This window comes from Streptomyces sp. NPDC048644 (assembly GCF_043199105.1).
Classification (GTDB): Bacteria; Actinomycetota; Actinomycetes; order Streptomycetales; family Streptomycetaceae; genus Streptomyces.
Genome location: NZ_JBICVO010000035.1, coordinates 1 through 15,636 on the forward strand (window position 1 = coordinate 1; position 15,636 = coordinate 15,636).

The 15,636-nt window shown below is 67.0% G+C and carries 18 protein-coding genes and 4 pseudogenes; 13 read left to right on the plus strand and 9 right to left on the minus strand.

Annotation, left to right across the window (positions count from 1 at the left end):
- The first annotated feature begins 142 nt into the window (after positions 1-142).
- Entirely contained in the window at positions 143-358 is a 216-nt protein-coding gene (locus ACGFNI_RS35610; protein ID WP_393689863.1) for a hypothetical protein, read from the plus strand.
- A gap of 372 nt (positions 359-730) precedes the next feature.
- On the opposite strand, the gene ACGFNI_RS35615 is transcribed toward ACGFNI_RS35610, so the two are convergent.
- On the minus strand, positions 731-1,042 hold the full coding sequence (locus ACGFNI_RS35615) for a replication initiation protein, RepL2 (protein ID WP_393689864.1): 312 nt from the start codon (positions 1,040-1,042) through the stop codon (positions 731-733).
- A complete protein-coding gene (locus tag ACGFNI_RS35620; protein ID WP_393689866.1) occupies positions 1,039-1,491 on the minus strand; it encodes a MarR family transcriptional regulator in 453 nt (150 codons plus the stop codon). Before ACGFNI_RS35620 ends, ACGFNI_RS35615 begins: the two co-directional genes overlap by 4 nt.
- 951 nt (positions 1,492-2,442) lie before the next feature.
- On the opposite strand from ACGFNI_RS35620, the gene ACGFNI_RS35625 reads away from it, so the two are divergent.
- Positions 2,443-2,658, plus strand: a complete 216-nt coding sequence (locus ACGFNI_RS35625) for a hypothetical protein (protein WP_393689868.1) — start codon at positions 2,443-2,445, stop codon at positions 2,656-2,658.
- Between the two features lie 245 nt (positions 2,659-2,903).
- On the plus strand, positions 2,904-3,530 hold the full coding sequence (locus tag ACGFNI_RS35630; protein ID WP_393689870.1) for an SMI1/KNR4 family protein: 627 nt from the start codon (positions 2,904-2,906) through the stop codon (positions 3,528-3,530).
- A gap of 68 nt (positions 3,531-3,598) precedes the next feature.
- Here the strand turns inward: ACGFNI_RS35630 and ACGFNI_RS35635 are convergent, their stop codons facing one another.
- From ACGFNI_RS35635 to ACGFNI_RS35645, 3 genes and pseudogenes are all read right to left on the minus strand, one after another.
- The gene (locus ACGFNI_RS35635; RefSeq protein WP_393689872.1) at positions 3,599-4,564 is read right to left on the minus strand and encodes a hypothetical protein; all 966 of its coding nucleotides are present in this window, start codon (positions 4,562-4,564) and stop codon (positions 3,599-3,601) included.
- 62 nt (positions 4,565-4,626) lie between these two features.
- Positions 4,627-5,057, minus strand: a pseudogene (locus tag ACGFNI_RS35640) (RNA-guided endonuclease InsQ/TnpB family protein); the annotation flags it as partial.
- A 313-nt stretch (positions 5,058-5,370) separates the two neighbouring features.
- A pseudogene (locus ACGFNI_RS35645) lies at positions 5,371-5,472 on the minus strand (transposase); the annotation flags it as partial.
- Positions 5,473-5,895: 423 nt separating this feature from the next.
- On the opposite strand from ACGFNI_RS35645, the pseudogene ACGFNI_RS35650 reads away from it, so the two are divergent.
- The 3 genes and pseudogenes from ACGFNI_RS35650 (at position 5,896) to ACGFNI_RS35660 (ending at position 8,151) form a co-directional block, all read left to right on the plus strand.
- Positions 5,896-6,467: pseudogene (locus tag ACGFNI_RS35650) on the plus strand (alpha/beta hydrolase).
- 253 nt (positions 6,468-6,720) lie between these two features.
- Complete coding sequence (locus tag ACGFNI_RS35655) at positions 6,721-7,806, plus strand: hypothetical protein (RefSeq protein WP_393689873.1); 1,086 nt, start codon at positions 6,721-6,723, stop codon at positions 7,804-7,806.
- Positions 7,807-7,833: 27 nt separating this feature from the next.
- Positions 7,834-8,151, plus strand: coding sequence for an ASCH domain-containing protein (locus tag ACGFNI_RS35660; protein ID WP_393689893.1), 318 nt, complete (start codon positions 7,834-7,836; stop codon positions 8,149-8,151).
- A gap of 733 nt (positions 8,152-8,884) precedes the next feature.
- Here ACGFNI_RS35660 and ACGFNI_RS35665 read toward each other — a convergent pair.
- Positions 8,885-9,073 carry a helix-turn-helix domain-containing protein gene (locus ACGFNI_RS35665; protein ID WP_393689875.1) on the minus strand — a complete coding sequence of 63 codons (189 nt, stop codon included), beginning with the start codon at positions 9,071-9,073 and terminating at the stop codon, positions 8,885-8,887.
- 119 nt (positions 9,074-9,192) lie between these two features.
- On the opposite strand from ACGFNI_RS35665, the gene ACGFNI_RS35670 reads away from it, so the two are divergent.
- Positions 9,193-9,885, plus strand: a complete 693-nt coding sequence (locus tag ACGFNI_RS35670; RefSeq protein WP_393689877.1) for an HAD family hydrolase — start codon at positions 9,193-9,195, stop codon at positions 9,883-9,885.
- A gap of 385 nt (positions 9,886-10,270) precedes the next feature.
- On the opposite strand, the gene ACGFNI_RS35675 is transcribed toward ACGFNI_RS35670, so the two are convergent.
- Complete coding sequence (locus tag ACGFNI_RS35675) at positions 10,271-10,519, minus strand: hypothetical protein (protein ID WP_393689879.1); 249 nt, start codon at positions 10,517-10,519, stop codon at positions 10,271-10,273.
- A 7-nt stretch (positions 10,520-10,526) separates the two neighbouring features.
- Here ACGFNI_RS35675 and ACGFNI_RS35680 point away from each other — a divergent pair, with 7 nt between their 5' ends.
- Both ACGFNI_RS35680 and ACGFNI_RS35685 read left to right on the plus strand, forming a co-directional pair.
- Positions 10,527-10,652: a DUF6333 family protein gene (locus ACGFNI_RS35680; RefSeq protein ID WP_393689881.1), complete on the plus strand. Its 126-nt coding sequence runs from the start codon at positions 10,527-10,529 to the stop codon at positions 10,650-10,652.
- A complete protein-coding gene (locus ACGFNI_RS35685; protein WP_393689882.1) occupies positions 10,594-10,842 on the plus strand; it encodes a DUF6333 family protein in 249 nt (82 codons plus the stop codon). The genes ACGFNI_RS35680 and ACGFNI_RS35685 overlap by 59 nt, the downstream gene beginning before the upstream one ends.
- Positions 10,843-11,190: 348 nt before the next feature.
- Here ACGFNI_RS35685 and ACGFNI_RS35690 read toward each other — a convergent pair.
- A pseudogene (locus tag ACGFNI_RS35690) lies at positions 11,191-11,774 on the minus strand (short chain dehydrogenase).
- Between the two features lie 449 nt (positions 11,775-12,223).
- Between ACGFNI_RS35690 and ACGFNI_RS35695 the strand changes: the two are divergent.
- Positions 12,224-12,526, plus strand: a complete 303-nt coding sequence (locus ACGFNI_RS35695) for a hypothetical protein (RefSeq protein ID WP_393689884.1) — start codon at positions 12,224-12,226, stop codon at positions 12,524-12,526.
- Between the two features lie 378 nt (positions 12,527-12,904).
- Positions 12,905-13,045: a hypothetical protein gene (locus ACGFNI_RS35700; RefSeq protein ID WP_393689886.1), complete on the plus strand. Its 141-nt coding sequence runs from the start codon at positions 12,905-12,907 to the stop codon at positions 13,043-13,045.
- A gap of 74 nt (positions 13,046-13,119) precedes the next feature.
- Here the strand turns inward: ACGFNI_RS35700 and ACGFNI_RS35705 are convergent, their stop codons facing one another.
- Positions 13,120-13,548, minus strand: a complete 429-nt coding sequence (locus ACGFNI_RS35705; protein ID WP_393689888.1) for a MarR family winged helix-turn-helix transcriptional regulator — start codon at positions 13,546-13,548, stop codon at positions 13,120-13,122.
- Between the two features lie 503 nt (positions 13,549-14,051).
- Here ACGFNI_RS35705 and ACGFNI_RS35710 point away from each other — a divergent pair.
- The gene (locus ACGFNI_RS35710) at positions 14,052-14,567 is read left to right on the plus strand and encodes an MBL fold metallo-hydrolase (RefSeq protein WP_393689890.1); all 516 of its coding nucleotides are present in this window, start codon (positions 14,052-14,054) and stop codon (positions 14,565-14,567) included.
- 105 nt (positions 14,568-14,672) lie between these two features.
- Positions 14,673-15,371 (plus strand): class I SAM-dependent methyltransferase, encoded by a 699-nt coding sequence (locus ACGFNI_RS35715; protein WP_393689892.1) that lies wholly within the window; start codon positions 14,673-14,675, stop codon positions 15,369-15,371.
- The last annotated feature ends 265 nt before the right edge of the window (positions 15,372-15,636 follow it).

Here is a 15,636-nt window from a genome sequence, read left to right on the forward strand (position 1 = left end):
CACCTCCAGTCGGGCCCATTGTTCGTCCGTCAGATCTCCACGAGCCATATCAAGACCGTTTCACAGACTTGATCAATATCTCAAACACGCACTAGAGCTGCTCTTCCATCCGCCCGCGGACCCCCGGGCCGCAAAGTGGGTGATGGCCTACTGGATCGCCGGTCAGATCGCCGACGGATCCCTGGATCCCGCCGCCGGCACTCACCTCATCTGGGCAGACATCGCCTATGACCTCGGCTATCCCGAAGAGCTGGAACCACTTGTGCACTGCGCGCACAACCTTGACGGCTGGGAGGAGAGCTGGGGCGTCTCCTACCTGAACCCCCCTTACTCAGCGTGGCCGCGTCACAGAAGTTGAGCCTCACCGCCCGGGCAAGCATCCGCCGTCATGCCGCGCCCCGTCGCAGCTCCTCATCCCCTCATGTGTCTCAGGTGCCGACCGGCTACTCGGGCTTGCCTAGATGCATCTTGGACTTGCCCGCGCCCCCGGTCGGCAGACTTTTCGCTGACGTGAGAGCCAGCCGTCGGCCTTTTGCTCGGGTAGGGCCTGCTGCTGGCGTGCGGCTGTGGCGACCTGGTGCTTGCACTCGTCGCACAGGTGCGGGTGGGTGTCTTTGGGGTGTCGCGGATTGGCCAGAGAGCGAGCTCATGTACGTGAGGTCAATGAGTGCCGCGCCTGGAAGCGGTACTCATTGACCTCACGTACATGAGCGCCGCTTCGCGGAACAGCTCAGGTTGCCCGGCGCAGGGGCACGACGACGTGCTCGCCGGTGCTCTTCTGACTGAGCCGGTAGTAGCTGATGTGGGCGAGCCGATCGGATTCCTCAAGCCATCCGGCTTCCACGACCTGCCGCCTGGTGCGCGAGAAAACGGTCGGCGACATACCGACCAGCTTGGCCAGGTTGGCGCCCGTCTCGACGACGGCGCCGGCGCGGTCGGCGGGGTGCATCGCGTAGAGCATGACGACCAGGCGCTGGTTCGCTGTCATGCCCGAGGTGCGATGGAGGACATCTAGGAGCTTCTGCTTATCGTCGTTGTTCACTGGGCCTCCCACCGCGAAGGGGTCGTGTTCTGGAATCCGGGGATCTCCGGCGGATTGCATGACTTGATCGCCTCCCGCTGCTCGACCCCGGTCCCGTGAAAGGCGATGTACGGGCTGATCCGGTAGAGCCTGTAGTTGCCAATGCGTCCCCGTTCGATCAGGATGCGTCGCTTGAGCAGCTTCCGGTTGATCTTCCCGACAGCATCCGCAGTCATGCCAACCCGCTTGGCGATGTCCGCACCGGTCGCCCGGAGCGGTGTCATGCCTTCGGGGGACACACCGATCCACCACAGAATCAGGAACTTCTGACTCGGGGTGAACTCCTTGCTCTCCGTGATCGCCTCCACGCGAGCTTTGTCGACCTGAGTGTGTCCACCGGAGAAGGCGTAGGGCGCATAGGGGACTGCTTCGCCGGTGTCGGCGTCAACCAGCCTGCGTACAGCTCCCAACGGGCCCTCCATGGATGGCGTTGCCTATTCGTGCATGAGTGGCCCTGAGGCCGACCAGATGAACTTAACGTACATGAGCACTGAGTTCATCAACTCCGCTTCCAGGGCGTGTCACTCGGCCTCGTGTCGATCGCTCCGGAGCACAACACCCCAAGGAAACGGGTCTATCGATGAACGTGACGTCAATCTGTTCATGTCTCAGGAACGTGGTCACGGTTCTTGAGACATGAACACAGCGGTTCTCAGAACCGGCTGCCCTGATCCTGAGAACCGGGCGGGAGTCACTGGGAACTGGGTGCCAGATCGTCAGGTCGTGGTGCGAGTTACTGTTTCTGCAGGTCAGCCATCGATTGACCACGTCGCGCTCTTTAGCAGGAGGACGCGCTGGTCCCTGCAACGTCGGCTGCCCGGACCTCGTGCTTCATCACGCAGTCGCGCATTCCTTAGTCCCTGAATCCCAGGGCGCGGTGACCGCCGTACACAAACGCTGCCGATCGACGGAATGTCTCCTCGCCACTGCCTCCTCAGCCGCCGAAAGCACGCCAGGATGCAGCCGCAGCCGACTCATCACCTGCCATGTATGACTCCGCATCCCGTCCCGGTCTCAGCCACGCTGATCCACTCCAGCCACGTCCCAGCCGCGGTCGCGCACGAGTGTGCAGGCCCCGTCGGCACACCGCAGGCCCCCAAGGGCCGAGGATGTGCCGGCCCTTGGGCGCGCAGAGCGGCATCGGGCGGCAGGTACTGGAAATGGGCGCCCCGATGATGAGCATGTGGTCAAGGTTCTCCTCGTCATCCTGGCCGCCGCCGCAGTCGGGCACGGGAAGCGGTCCTGGGTCACGGGACGGTTGTGCGTGTGCTGAAGCCGCCCTCCTGTGGGGACGATCTGGCAGTGTGGGCGAACCGGCGGCTTGTCGCGCCTCCGTCGTGCAGGCACCTAGCCGTGCGGCCATGGCCCCAACCCGATGCCCGAGCCGCTGCGCCGCGCGGTTCACGAGCCCCGCCTTCCGGTTGTGGCAGGCCGCCAATGCGACCCTTCACTTCGACGACCGGCTCTGGCCCGACTACGACATAGTCGTCCTCGCCAAGGCTCTGGCCATCCACTCCACCCAGAAGCCGCACCTTCGGCCGCTAGGCACCAAGAGCCGAGCGCTTCTCCGGCCGTGAGATCAGAACAATCCGGATTGGCACGCCTCTTCGGGAGCCTCCCGCACGCCGGCCTCCATCTCTGCAGCGGCCGTTGTCGCGGTGAATACCCGGTCTACCGCGACAGTCCGATGGAGCGTCAGTCATGGGCCCTTGATCTGTGGGAGCTTGCATGTTTCTGCTGGCCTCCAGAACCCCCTCACCCCGCCACCTCATACCGGTACTGTCCCCCGGACAACTACCACCGCCACGGCAAAGGAGGAGCGGTGACCGGCCACCCGCCCAGCACCCAGGACATCGAAACCCGGCAGATAACAGACGCCTGGACCCGCATTGAAACCTGGATCACCCACCACGCCCCCCACACCCGCACCCTCCTCCTCACCGGCGCCTCCCCGGACGCCGTCACCGCTCTCCAGAGGCAGATCGGCGTCCGCATACCCGTCTCCCTCAAGGCCCTATGGGCCCGCTGCGCAGGAACCCGGACAGACCCGTACTCCACCTTCCTCATCGGAGGCCACGCCCTGATGCGCCTGGAGACGGTTGCCACGAAATACAGCCAGGAGATGAACTACCACCGCCGCCACACCGACGACACCGTCACCTGGCGCGCAGCCTGGATCCCCGTCTTCTCCTTCTCCGCCGACGACCAGACCTCCGGCCTCTACCTGGACGCCGAAACCGGAAGATTGTGCCGCTGGACCCGCTACGCACAACACCACCCCGAAGTCGAATACGAATCGCTGACCGACTTCCTTGAAGAGATGGCCGACTCTCTCGAAACCCCCGGCCTGGCGACCTCCGACAAGCCCGGACTCGTCGAAGGCGCCCTCGTCTGGGGCGGCATGATCCACCCCGAGGACAAACACCTCTGGACCCCCCTGACAGCCTGACAGCGCACGCAGACACAGGTAACGGGACAACCCAGGCTGCCCCCTCACCTGTGTCTCAGGCCGCTACATCAGACCTTCTTCCACGCACACGTCGCTTCGGTGCCCGAGCAGTGGTCGAACCCCGGATTGGACAGGAAGAACCCGTCCCCGTCCAGAAGCCGCCACGCAGGAGCCGGGAAGCTCTTGAACGCCTCCTGGTTCTGCTTGCTCGGAACAGCAGCCCGGCCGCACTTCGGCTGAGCCGACGGACCTTTCACATCCACCCACATGTCGGCCAGAAGACCGAACGCCGCAGTCCCGCTGCTCGCCTTGCCGGTGAAGAGCTGCGCGCATTCGTTTCCGCTGGCGACCTCGTTGACGCCGCCGGGGAACCCGCCGCTCTCATGGGTGGAGGCCATCGCGAACTCATCGCAGTCCACCGCCCCCACCGAAGCGTCCAGCGGCGGCTTCGTCCATTTCCCGCACACCTTGTCGCGGCTGTCGTTCGACGTCCATGGTTTGCCCGTTTTGGGGCTGACCACCTTGGTGTCCGGACCCAGGTAGTGCAGCAGCTCATCCCCGGACCCGTTGTGGTGGACCATGGCCTGCTGCATCCACCAGTAGTACGTACCGGCTGCCGGGTACAGGTTGGTGTCCACCGTGTATTGCGGGTTGAAGTACGGCAGCACGCAGCCCGGAACAGATCCGCCCACGATGTCATCGCAGCGCGGTGCCAGCTCCCCGCTGTCCGCGGTCCCGCTGGTCCCGAAGTCCGCACTCACCGGACCGATGTCACTGACACCGACCTCCGCCCTGACCTTCCAGCTCAGGTCGATGCGCTCCTTGCCGGTACCGGTCCACTTCACCGTGGAGTTGGCTGTCTGCGCAGCGTTGGGACCGTACTCGCCCGAGTCCCAGTGGCCGTCATCGATACCGCCGGCGTACGGGCTCTCCCACCGCACCACGCTCTTGTCACACGTCGTCGTGCAAGAGACCCCCAGATCCCAGTGCATGTTGACGCCCATCAGCGCCTGGTCGATCTGGAGCGGTGTCACCAGAAGCTGCTGGTCGAACTCGGCGAGGTCACTGCCGCCGCTGCCCTTGTTCGGGTACGTCTTCAGCCGCTGCTCGAAGTGGAACCGCGCTTGACTTCCGCTCCCCCAGCTAAAAGCAGGGGGATTCCTACCACGGTCGCCCGACCGTCTCGGTGGGTTCCTGCTTCACCGCGCTGAGCGGGCACGAAGCCCGGCTTACCCGCGCTCGACAGGCCGGCACCGCCAGTCCGGCGGCCTTGGCGACGTTGATCGCCGCGCTGATGTCCCGGTCGAGGACGGCCCCGCACTCCTTGCACTTCCACACGCGGATGTGGAGGGGCTTGGGGCCGTCCTTGACGCCGCACCGCGAGCAGACCTGAGAGGTCGGCTCGAAGCGTCCGATGCGGTGGAAGGCGCGCCCGTACCGGGCAGCCTTGTACTCCAGCATGGAGACGAACGACGACCATCCGGCATCGTGTACGGACTTGGCCATGCGGGTATGGGCGAGTCCCTGGTCTTGGGCCGGGTGGGGTTCTTGCCCAGACGGATCGGACGGCCGTAGCGGCGCCCCAGTCCTCGTCGCCCAGGTCGGTCAACAAGTGCGAAGCGGTGCGGGCCACTTCTTCCAGCGTGGCGCGGACCGCCTCGGTGACCAGATCCAGCCGGGACAGGTCGCGCACCGCGGCAAGGACGTGGATGGAGTCGGTGCGCTGCGTGGTGCGCTCGCACACCAAGCCGGCCTCTTCCAGCCGGGCCAGCGCGAGATCGAGAAGACGGTCGGCGCGGTCGTCCTGGGCGAGGCGCTCGCGGAAGCCGGCCAGCCCACTGTGGTGGAAGCCGGAATCGTGCAGCTCCATGGCCAGGGCGTACTTGAAATCGATGCGGCAGCGGACCGCTTCCGCTGCCTGCCGGTCCGACAGGCGGTGCACAGGAACTTCAGCACACGGACGGTGGCCAGCTGGGCGGGCGATAGTCCGGGGCGGCCGTCGCGCGGGTAACAGCCAACGGGGTCCTGGTCATCCCACAGTCCGTCGAGGCAGTCCCGGACCCAGATCGCCGTCGTACCGCCCAGGTTGCTCGTCCGCGCGACCTGCGCGGTCAGAGACGGAACTTGCTCACCGGAACGGGGACGGAGCGACAACAGGCACCTCGACAACGGCATCGGCCTTCGGGACAGCCCGAGCATGCCCACTGATCACGCTGCCGCACCGAAATTCCAAGATCCCCGACAGAGTCAAGCTGGGGCGTGGATCGGAAGTGGATCAAGGTGGTAAGTGATGGCTGGCCCTGGTCCGGAGCTAGGATCACTGGCCTGACGCCGACCTGAGGAGGCGGGCGAATTGGCCGCAGTAGTGCTCGTTCACGGCCTATATCACCGCCCCGAGCACTTCGCCGCGGTGGCGGAAAGCTCGGTCACTCCTACGGAGGGTCAGTGATCACCGGGCTGCGCGGAGCGGGACACTTGGTCTACCTGGCGGCCTTCGTGCTGGATGCCGGCGAGAGCGCGGCCAGTCTGGGTGGGGCGTCCCCGCAGCTCCAGGACGCGATCAACGCGGAGCCCGACGGCTCGACCAGCCTGCGCCCCGACCGGGCTGTCGACATCCTCTATGGCGACTGCCCCGCACCTCTCGCCGCCTGGGCGGTGGGCCTCCTGCGTGCGCAGGCCCCCGGCTGCGGGCGAGGAGTCCCAGAGCACCACAGCTGGAAGTACACCCCCTCCACCTACGTCGTCTGTGGACAGGACCGGGCCATCGACCCGGACCTGCAGCGGAAGATGGCCTCGCGCTGCACCGACGTGCGCGAGTGGCAGACGGGCCACTCCCCGTTCATAGGACGGCCTGACCTCACCTTTGAACTCCTGCGGGAACTGCTCGCAGCCAACACCCCGCGCAGTCGAGATGAAGGAGTCACAACCACTCGTTGATGGCTGCGGTGAGGACGGTCGCTGCGCAGCGGACGGCGAGTTTCTCGCAACGGTGGCGACCGCGCGGTGGCGCTTAAGACGGTTGGTCCCGCACTCAACCGCGTGGCACCCCTTGTAGTCGGTCCTGTCGAACTGTGGCGGACGGCCGCCGTGGAGCCGAGGTTCTTGCGGTTGCGGGATCGTTGGTCACCGGCAGCGGCGCAGCCAGCGCTGTCTCGCAGGGCAGGCGGGGGAGACAACAGATGAGTCCCAGATGACGCAGCAAGCCAGAGCGGTCCACGACGTCTCCTGCGGCAAGGCACTGCGGGAACGTGCCCTGGGCGGAGCCGGCTCTCCCGCCCCTGTGCCAGCGGCCCTGATCGCCGAGATCGCCGCCGAGATCGAGAGCCACTGCGGCCATCGACGCCTCAAGTGCCGCCGCGTGGCCATGGGATGGACCATCGCCCAGGCCGTCGCCGCCGCCCGCCAGTTCGTCGAGGACAAGCACCTGGCCAAGGCCGGGATGTCCGAACGCTCCTGGAAGGACTGGGAGGCAGGGGGCCTGCCCAGCCCCGACTGTCAAGACCTGTTATGCCGCCTGTTCGCCACCCACCCTGTCGAGTTGGGCTTTGCCCGCGACTACTCACCCGCCCCCGAGGCGGACGAGCACGCTCCGCTGTGGAGCGGAGGCGGGCCCGATGGAACATTTCCCGAAGGGGATGCGGCCCAGGCCTCTGCGGGCTTCACGGAGGTGGAGGCAACGAAGCGTCGCGACGCGGTGAAGCTCGCCGGACTGGCCATTGCCGCCCCGGCCGCCGCAGCACGGATCCTGGAACAGGCCGCCGCCGAGGCCATGGAGTTCACCCAGCAAGTGGAAGCGACCTCGCTCGGCTCCGGAACGCTGGACCACCTCGATCTCGCGGTCACCGAGTTCAACCACGCGTACTCGCTCAAGCCGCCCAAGGCCGTCTTCGACGCGGTGAGGGACTACCGGCGCAAGGTCAACACCCTGCTGAAGGCCAGCGCACCCACCAGCAAGAACGCGAACTGCTGGCGTTCACCGGATGGCTGTCCGAGCTCCTGGCCTGGCTCTCCCACGACCTCGGAGACGCCCGCACCGGTCTCGCGTTCGCCACCGACGCGTTCGTCCACGGCCAGCAGGCCCTCGGCTCCGCCCGCGTCGTCGACTCCGTCCTGGGCCGGGCCGACGACCTCACTCCTTCCTGACCCGTCGCTATCCCCGCCAGGCAGCCGTCGAAGGCCTGAGCGAACGGCTGACCGCGGCGACCGCGGACCCCCGGCCGGCCCTACCCGCCACCGGGTCCAGAGCGTGAAGGAGACCGCAATGACCACCCCGTAGCCACCATCCGCCGAGCACTCGCTCAACATCCGCAGGCCCTACTTCGATCTGATCGCGACCGGGGCCAAGACCATCGAGGTCCGCGTCGGCTATGCCAAGATCTGCAAGGTGGCCGTCGGCGACAGCCTGCGGTTCACCTCCAGCGACGGCTCCCTCTTCACCCGCATCACCGCGGTCAAGGAATACAAGTCCTTCGACGAGATGCTGGATGCCGAGGACAACACCGGCATCGGCGAAGCCGGCATGACTCGTGATCAGTTGCTGGCCGCCTGCCGCGACATCTACCCACCCGAGAAGGAAGCCCTCGGCGTCTTCGCCCTCCACCTCGCCCCGCTGCCCGAGTGACGATCCTTCCCCCTTCTCGGGGGGAGGACGTAGGGGCGAACATACCCAGTCGGGTACGACTCTGCCGTGCACCACCGCGTGCGGTTTTGCGTGCTCAGCTGGGTGTTCGAGCTGGGTCGCCATCAGCACGGGGCTGGTGACTGCGGCTGGGCCGGCAGCACCCGCAGCCGACCGCGCGGCTCGGCCAGCGCAGCCCGCAGCTGCTGGTTCTCCAGCGAGAGCTGGTGGCCGCCGACGCCGTGGAGTGGCGCAAGATGCGGTTCAGGTAACACCGGGGCCGCACGAGATGATGCGATCCTGCCACGAATTCTTGCGCGGTCGTTAGCCATGGGAGCCCCGCCTCTGAACGGGGCAGCACAGAGCGCACTTCCTTGGATAGTGCCCCTCCCCTAACTTGCTGGGATGGAGTGGATAACGCTGGTGGCTACCCTCCTCGGCGCAGCCATCGTCACAGGAACGACGGTGTCGTGGAGGCGCGCAAAGACCGGCGTGAGGCATTCGGCGAGTGAAGGCGCAGCAAACGTGAGCGCTACGGCGCCTGCCTGGCGGCACTCACGCAAGCACGCAGCGAGCTTCAGCTCATCATCGCTCGTCTGCCAGATACGCCAGGAGGCTGCCTCCACACGTTCACGCAGGACACCGGGCGTGGCGCGCGGACCGCATCCGTGGAGGGCCTGGGAGATCGCAGGGCGCGGTTCTGTGGCCAGCCGGTCGGTGAGCAATGCGGCGGCCTCTACGCCGAGTTCGTCGGCGAGCCGCTGAAGGAGAAATGGGGAGGGAACTTGCTGCTGCGTTCGATCCTGCTGAGGTAGTCCTCCGTAATGCCGCACAGGCCTGCGACGGCCGCCTGCGTCCTGCCGGATCGGATCCGGTAGTGGCGGATCCGTTGCCCGACGTCCGCTCGCTGGGGCAGGGCCATCATGCGTCCCCTTGGATTGCATTACGGGCTCACGTAGATCGGGTGGGTGCGGATTCCTACGCGCGGGTGCGGTCCCGATCGTGTGACAGCGGATGTCCGCATGGCACCGGGAGGGTGGGGACGTGGAACGGCTCGTGCTCTGGGACATCGACCACACGCTGATCTCAACGCGCGGGGTGGGCCGCGAACTGTCCGCGCTCGCCTTCGCCCAAGTCACGGGCATCGCGATGCGTGAGCAGGCCAGCGTTGAGGGAATCACCGAGCCCGTCATCTTCCGTGAGACCGCCGCGCTTCACGGGGTCGCGACCGATCGTGGGGACTTCGAACGGTTCGCTGTCGCGCTGGCCCAGGCCCACCGCGACCACAGCACGCAGCTACGCGAGCGCGGTCATGCCCTGCCGGGCGCGGCCGCGGCCCTCGACCGGATGGCGGCGGCCGAGCCCGGGATCCGACAGAGCGTGGTGAGCGGCAACATCCGAGCGGTGGCCGGCATCAAGCTGGAGGTCTTCGGCCTGGATACCCACATCGACTGGGCGGCAGGTGCCTACGGGGACGATGCCGAAGTCCGCTCCGCCCTCGTGAGCTTGGCACTGGCCCGCGCCGGCGGTGTCTCGCCCGTTCCCGCCGAGCGGGCAGTGGTCATCGGGGACACCCCTGCCGATGTCGAAGCCGCGCGCGCGAACCGCGTTCCGGTCATCGCTGTGGCATCCGGACGCAGCAGCGTGCAGCAGCTGCGCGCCGCGGGAGCCGAGCGGGTCCTCCTGGATCTGCGCGACACGGACCTCCTCCTCCGCCTCGTGCACCGGAGCAGTTGAGCTTGGTCCTCGGCGCGTAGTCGTCAGGAGGTCCCGAACGGTCGATGCCACCATCTGGGCCGCTGAACCTGTCCGGGCACCGGCACGGCGCCTGTCAACAGTCCGTCGGCGGGTGAAGACAGAAAAAGCCCCGCCCCTCACATCGAGGAACGGGACTCGTCGAGCGCTGGGCAGGCCTTGCACCTGCATCTCCCCACAGGAAGCGGGGCGTCTTTCCTTGGACCACCAACGCCGGGCGCGGTGACCGGAGTTCCGGCTCCACGCTCAAGATCAACTATACGGTATGCCGGGCCGGGCCGTCGCCACAGAGAAGGTGCCCTCCCACGGGCTCCTCTCCACCCCAACACGACGGCTCAATGATCGTGAGGCGCCGCCTCTGGGACAGTCAGGGGGTGCCGCCGGACCAGTCGAAGCGGCCCGGATCGCCGGGATACGGGTCGTACAGCGCCCGCCCGCCGGCGCCGAACTGCCCGAGCTCCGTCATCAGGGCGGCGCCGGTGTCGATCTCGTCCTGCGTCCAGCCGGTGATGTCGAGCAACAAGCCGTCGAGCGGACCGCCGGTCAGTTCGACGTAGGTCTGCCCCGGTGCCCTGATCGTGGGGTCCGCCGCGCCCGACTTCGGCGAGACGCACACGGAGGACGTGGTCTGTCTTCCCGACGGTCTGACGCTCTTCGCTTCCGGGTTCCCCGCTTACGAAGCCCCGTGGCATGTCGACGGCGACCCCCACACCCTCCTGGACGCTCTCGGCATCGACCTGGCCGTCTGACGGAGGAAGACCGCGAAGACCTCTGCCTGGACGGAGAACCCCACCGCACCAACTGGGGGATGCTGGAGGGCTGGTCCTCGATCACTGTGGCCGCAGGCCCCGGAGCGGGGTTGAGATGTCCGTCTTCCGTGTCCGCCACACCGAGGATTACGCCTCTCGGATGGAGGAAATGTGGATACGGACGCGCTGAGCCGACGGGAGCTTCGGGCTGGTCGGGCTGGCGGCCGGTGGAACGGCGACTGTGGCCGGTTTCCAGCATCACGTGGACGGTAGCGGGCCTGGCCCGGATGCGGTTGGCGAACCGGCCGCTCTTCCAGGACGCCGGTCCCAAGTCGCCCTCGCTGGAGTTGGAGGACTCGGAGGCGATAATCAACTGCGGGTCCATGAGGTCGTTGCCGAACGCTGGAGCGCTGCGCAGCGCTCCAGCGTTCGGCAACGGAACGCCGGGTTTCAGCGAGGGGCACCATGTGGTCGGCGGTGCTGCTGAACGGCCTCGACGGCGGCCTTTCGACGGCGGCGGGCCAGTCCCGCCTGGCGGTTACGGACGTATGGTCTGGCCTCGCGCGGCGCCTTCCACGGCCATGACATACGTTTGCGCCACCTCCGGGACGGGCGTGCCGTCGGCACCGTCTGCGCCCATGCCTTCCAGAGTTTCCTTGATCCAGCCAGGGCTGATGAGATTGATGCGCAGCCTTCGCGGCAGCTCACTGGCCGCGTTGCGGACGAAGCCTTCCAGACCTGCGTTGATGAGGCTCCCAGCGAGCCGCCGGCCAGCGGCGTGGGGAACGTTCCCCCGGTCAACGTGATGGAGCCGCCATCACGCAGATGGCGCGCAGCTCGACGGGCCAGCCCGACCTGTCCCAGGAGCTTGCCTTGCATTCCGGCAGCGATCTCGTCATCGGACACTGATGCCAAGTCGACCAACGGGCCGCTGGCGGCGCAGCACACCACAGCATCGAGGCCCCGCACTTCATCGAAGAGTGCGTCTAAAGAAGAGGGATCCTCCAGATCCACCTTCGTCAATCCTGTGCGTGAAGCCTTAACCACCTGATGAGAAACCTCCAACGCACTGGCGACAGCGCTGCCGATCGTCCCTGTTGCCCCGATCACAAGTACCTTCATGCGACCGATCATCTCAGCGGGGGGCCTGCGGTGAGCATGTCGCGGGATGCCAGCGATACCGGGAGGCGTGTGGCACACGGCGCCCTGGATGAACCGCGAGCGGCGGCAGTACGGTGCTCGTCCAGAGCCCCAGCCCGGGTGGAGGATCCATGACACCGAAGCCACTGCCCGCGACAGACGCTGGCGGGCCTAAGATCCCCCCGAGCTACCCTCCCAAAACGCCGCCGCCGCCGAAGAGTCCGCCGAGCCCGTTTCCGCCCGAACGCCTCGGTCCAGCAGGCCGGGAGACTGCCGGAACAGGTATCGGCGCCCACCGCAGCCGCCTGACAATGGCCAACAGGCGCGGCGTCAACTGGTCTCTCGAAGACCGGCCTTGGACACCTAAGAAGGCGCGCGAACGCGTCCTCGAACAGCTGCGGACCTGGGGACACGCTGTCGATGAATCCGCCGTGGGTGACGTCGTCGCGCTGCTTGCCGCTCAGGCCGTGCAGGACACGGGCGGCCGGATCAGCCTGCACATGTCCCCCCGCGACGGCCAGGCCCTCATCGTGCTTCTCAGCCACCAGTCCGGCCGTCCTCCGGCCGACGAGGCCGCCATGCGCACCATCGCCGCGCATCGCACCGTCGCCAGCTGCGGCACCGACACCAGCGACGAGGCCAATGGCAGCCTGAGCGTGTGGGCTGTCCTCGACCTGATGCCGCCAAAGCGCCTGCCTGCGCCCAGCCAGAGCGAGGAACTGTCCAACGTGTGACGCTCACGGCACGCGTCCCCATGCTCCGGCTGCTGACTTGTGATGAGGCCCGGAGGCAGCCGCGGGTCCGCAAACTCGGCATCCGGCTCGCGCAGACCCGCTCGACCGCGCTGTTCCAGCTCGCCACCGAGCTGCCCGCAGCCGTCCTCGCCCGCACTCTCGGCATCGACCGTCACCGTCGCCGTCAGATGGCAGCGAGCCATAGCCAGGAGACTGGGCCGCCCCGCCGGGTTGACGCCAAGCGTTTCCAGCTAGCGTCCGAGGCACTGGACGGCCGAGACGTGCTGACCGCCTTGATCGCACACCCTCAGTTCCGGGACACGCACGACGGGGCCAGCGTTCAAGATTGGCCACGGCACAGCCAGTGGTGGCTGGACCGTGTCACGCCTGCGTCAGGAGATCTACACCCCGATCCATATGGCGACCAGCAGATACCTGCTGGGGCAGCTTCCCGAAGACGCGTTCCACGGCTACGGCCCCATCCACATCGACTACTACGAACTCGTCCTCGTGGTATGAACGGTCCGCCACCCACGCGGCATGTGGCCGTATAGGGGGCGGCAGTGAGCCCATCCCTGTATGCCGGCGTCGACTCATGGTCGAGTGATGGCTTGCTCGAGCAGGTCCTGAAGGGTGTGCTGTTGCTGAGGGGTGAGGCTGGCCAACGGTGAGTCCTGGGTGAGGAGTTCGAGGAGCCGCTCGCGGAGGGCCGTGCCCTCCGCGCTGAGGACGAGGTGCTTGGCTCGGCGGTCGGTGGGATGTGCGCGGCGCTCGACCAGGCCCTGTTTCTCGAGCTTGTCGACGATGAAGGTGGCGTTGGAGGGCTCGCAGCTCATGCGCTCGGAGAGCTCTCGCATGGTCATCGGCCCGGTCATCTCCCGCAGCGCGGTCGCCTGGGCTGCCGTCAGGCCAAGGGTGACGGCGCGTTCGCGGACGTGATCGGCGATCTGCTGGGCCAGTCCGTTCACCAGACCGCACAGCTCTCGCTCGGCGATGGCTCGCGGTTCCGGGTGCGTCGTCATGCGTCCCACTCTAGCAATTCCATCAAGTCAGAATAATTAGAGCTTGAACATTTCTAGCTTGATTCTTATGGTGGCGTGGTCGCCGCCGGGAGACGCGGCGGCGAGCTGACACCGAATGGGGCGAGGGACCATGGTGAGGAACTCCGCGGTTGACCGGAGCGAGCGGCTGCGGCGGCCGGCGGGTATCCGCTCGGTATGGCTGGGCGGCACGAGGGTGTCCTTCGTGCCGGACGGGGACGTGCGGCTCCCGCCGCGCGGCTGGCTCCCGGACACCACCGACGAGGTGTGGGCCGGGCACCCGGACTATCTGGACGCCTCCGGCCACCTCGTGGCGAGCATCGGCGCCCTGCTGGTGGAGAACGGCGGTCGCGCGCTGCTGATCGACGCGAGGTTCGGGCCGCAGACGCTGCCGCCCGACCCGGCCCCCCCGTGGCGTCATCCACGGGGGCGCGCTCCTGGGCAACCTGGCCGAACTCGGCCGCAGGCCGGAGGAGATGGAGGTGGTGGCGTTCACGCACCTGCACCCCGACCACCTCGGTTGGGCCTGGCACCCCGCCCCGGGCGATGACCGGCCCGCCTTCGCCCATGCCGACTACCTGGTATCCGAGCCGGAATGGGCCCAGCGAGACCTCCTGACGGCGCACGGCATGGCCGAGGAGGTCACCGGCCTGGCACCTTATGTCCGCACGGTGACGGACGGTCAGGAAATCTTCCTCGGCGTGCGGGTCCGGATCACCGCCGGCCACACGGCCGGGCATGCCGAGTACGTCATCACGTCGGGCGGGCGGAGGCTGATCGCCTTCGGTGACGCCCTGCACTCACCGATCCAGGTCGGCCACCCCGAATGGTCCGCGGCCGTCGACCACGACCCTGTCCGGTCCGCTGACCACCGTCGCCGTCTCATCGCCGAGCTGGAAGAACCCGACACCATCGGCTTCGGCATCCACTTCGCCGACGTCGTCTTCGGACAGCTCCGACGAAACGGCAACGGCCCCGCCTGGCACCCCCTGGACACCTGACCCCCAGGGACAAACAGCGACAACAGGACCAAGGCGCTGTCACCGTCGCAGCGATACATCTGTGGCTGCGAACGTGACCCACTGGACAATCCTTAGTGTGTTGCCATGTGCGATGACACGCCTTACGAGTCACGCCGTGTCCACCTGAGCCGGACCTTCGACGAGGACGCCGAGCTGTACGACCGGGCCAGGCCCGGGTATCCGCCAGAGCTGTTCGACGACCTCGCCGAGGTGGTCGGCACCGGTCCCGGCTGCCGTGTTCTTGAAGTGGGGGCGGGTACCCGCAAGGCGACCTTGCCGCTTGCCGAGCGTGGGTGCCGGATCACTGCCGTCGAACTGGGTGCGGGCATGGCCGCCGTCGCCCGGCGCAACCTGGCCGGGTTCGGGGCGGTGGAGGTCGTGACGGCGGATTTCGAAGCCTGGCAGCATGTGGCGGGCGGCAGCGAGGAGTTCTTCGTCGAGGTTCAGGACTGCTATGAGCGTTTCGACCCGGCCACCGCTCCGGGGCTGCGGCTTCCTGTCGCGAAGGACGTCGACACCTCGGATCACGCGGACGAGGTCGCACACAGCGGCCGGTTCAGCCCTGTCGTCTTCCGGCGTTACGAGTGGGACCTGATGTACACCACGTCTGAATACCTGGAGGTACTGCGGACCTACTCCGGCCACCGGGCGTTGCCGCCGGAGGCCAGAGAGGGGTTGCTGGGGTGCATCGCCAGGCTGATCGACGAGCGATACGGCGGCCGGGTCACCAAGCGGTATCTCACGGAGCTGCGGGTGTCGCGAACGGTCCCACTTTGTCGATAGTTGCGGCTCAGCAGTACCCACTCCGCATCTGGATCCGTCAGACAGCCCCTGGCCCGCTGCGCGCCATGCCCATCGCCTAGCTGGTCGGCGCCGGTCCAGGAGAACACGCCCGCAGAACCGCCTTCTCAACAATGAGCAATTGCGGCAACCAACAAGCTGGGTGTAAAGAGTTCCGGGAACGCAAAAAAGCTCCGGTCCCTGAACCAAAAGGTCCAGGAACCGGAGCTGAAAAATTGTTCGGCGGCGTCCTACTCTCCCACAGAGT

Bases quoted from the DNA above. Each gene is read 5' to 3' on its own strand.
- ACGFNI_RS35610 (WP_393689863.1), top strand. From the start codon at position 143: ATGGCCTACTGGATCGCCGGTCAGATCGCCGACGGATCCCTGGATCCC.
- ACGFNI_RS35655 (WP_393689873.1), top strand. From the start codon at position 6,721: ATGACGCAGCAAGCCAGAGCGGTCCACGACGTCTCCTGCGGCAAGGCA.
- ACGFNI_RS35665 (WP_393689875.1), bottom strand. From the start codon at position 9,073: ATGATGGCCCTGCCCCAGCGAGCGGACGTCGGGCAACGGATCCGCCAC.
- ACGFNI_RS35715 (WP_393689892.1), top strand. From the start codon at position 14,673: ATGTGCGATGACACGCCTTACGAGTCACGCCGTGTCCACCTGAGCCGG.
- ACGFNI_RS35705 (WP_393689888.1), bottom strand. From the start codon at position 13,548: ATGACGACGCACCCGGAACCGCGAGCCATCGCCGAGCGAGAGCTGTGC.
- ACGFNI_RS35685 (WP_393689882.1), top strand. From the start codon at position 10,594: ATGTCGACGGCGACCCCCACACCCTCCTGGACGCTCTCGGCATCGACC.
- ACGFNI_RS35625 (WP_393689868.1), top strand. From the start codon at position 2,443: ATGGCCCCAACCCGATGCCCGAGCCGCTGCGCCGCGCGGTTCACGAGC.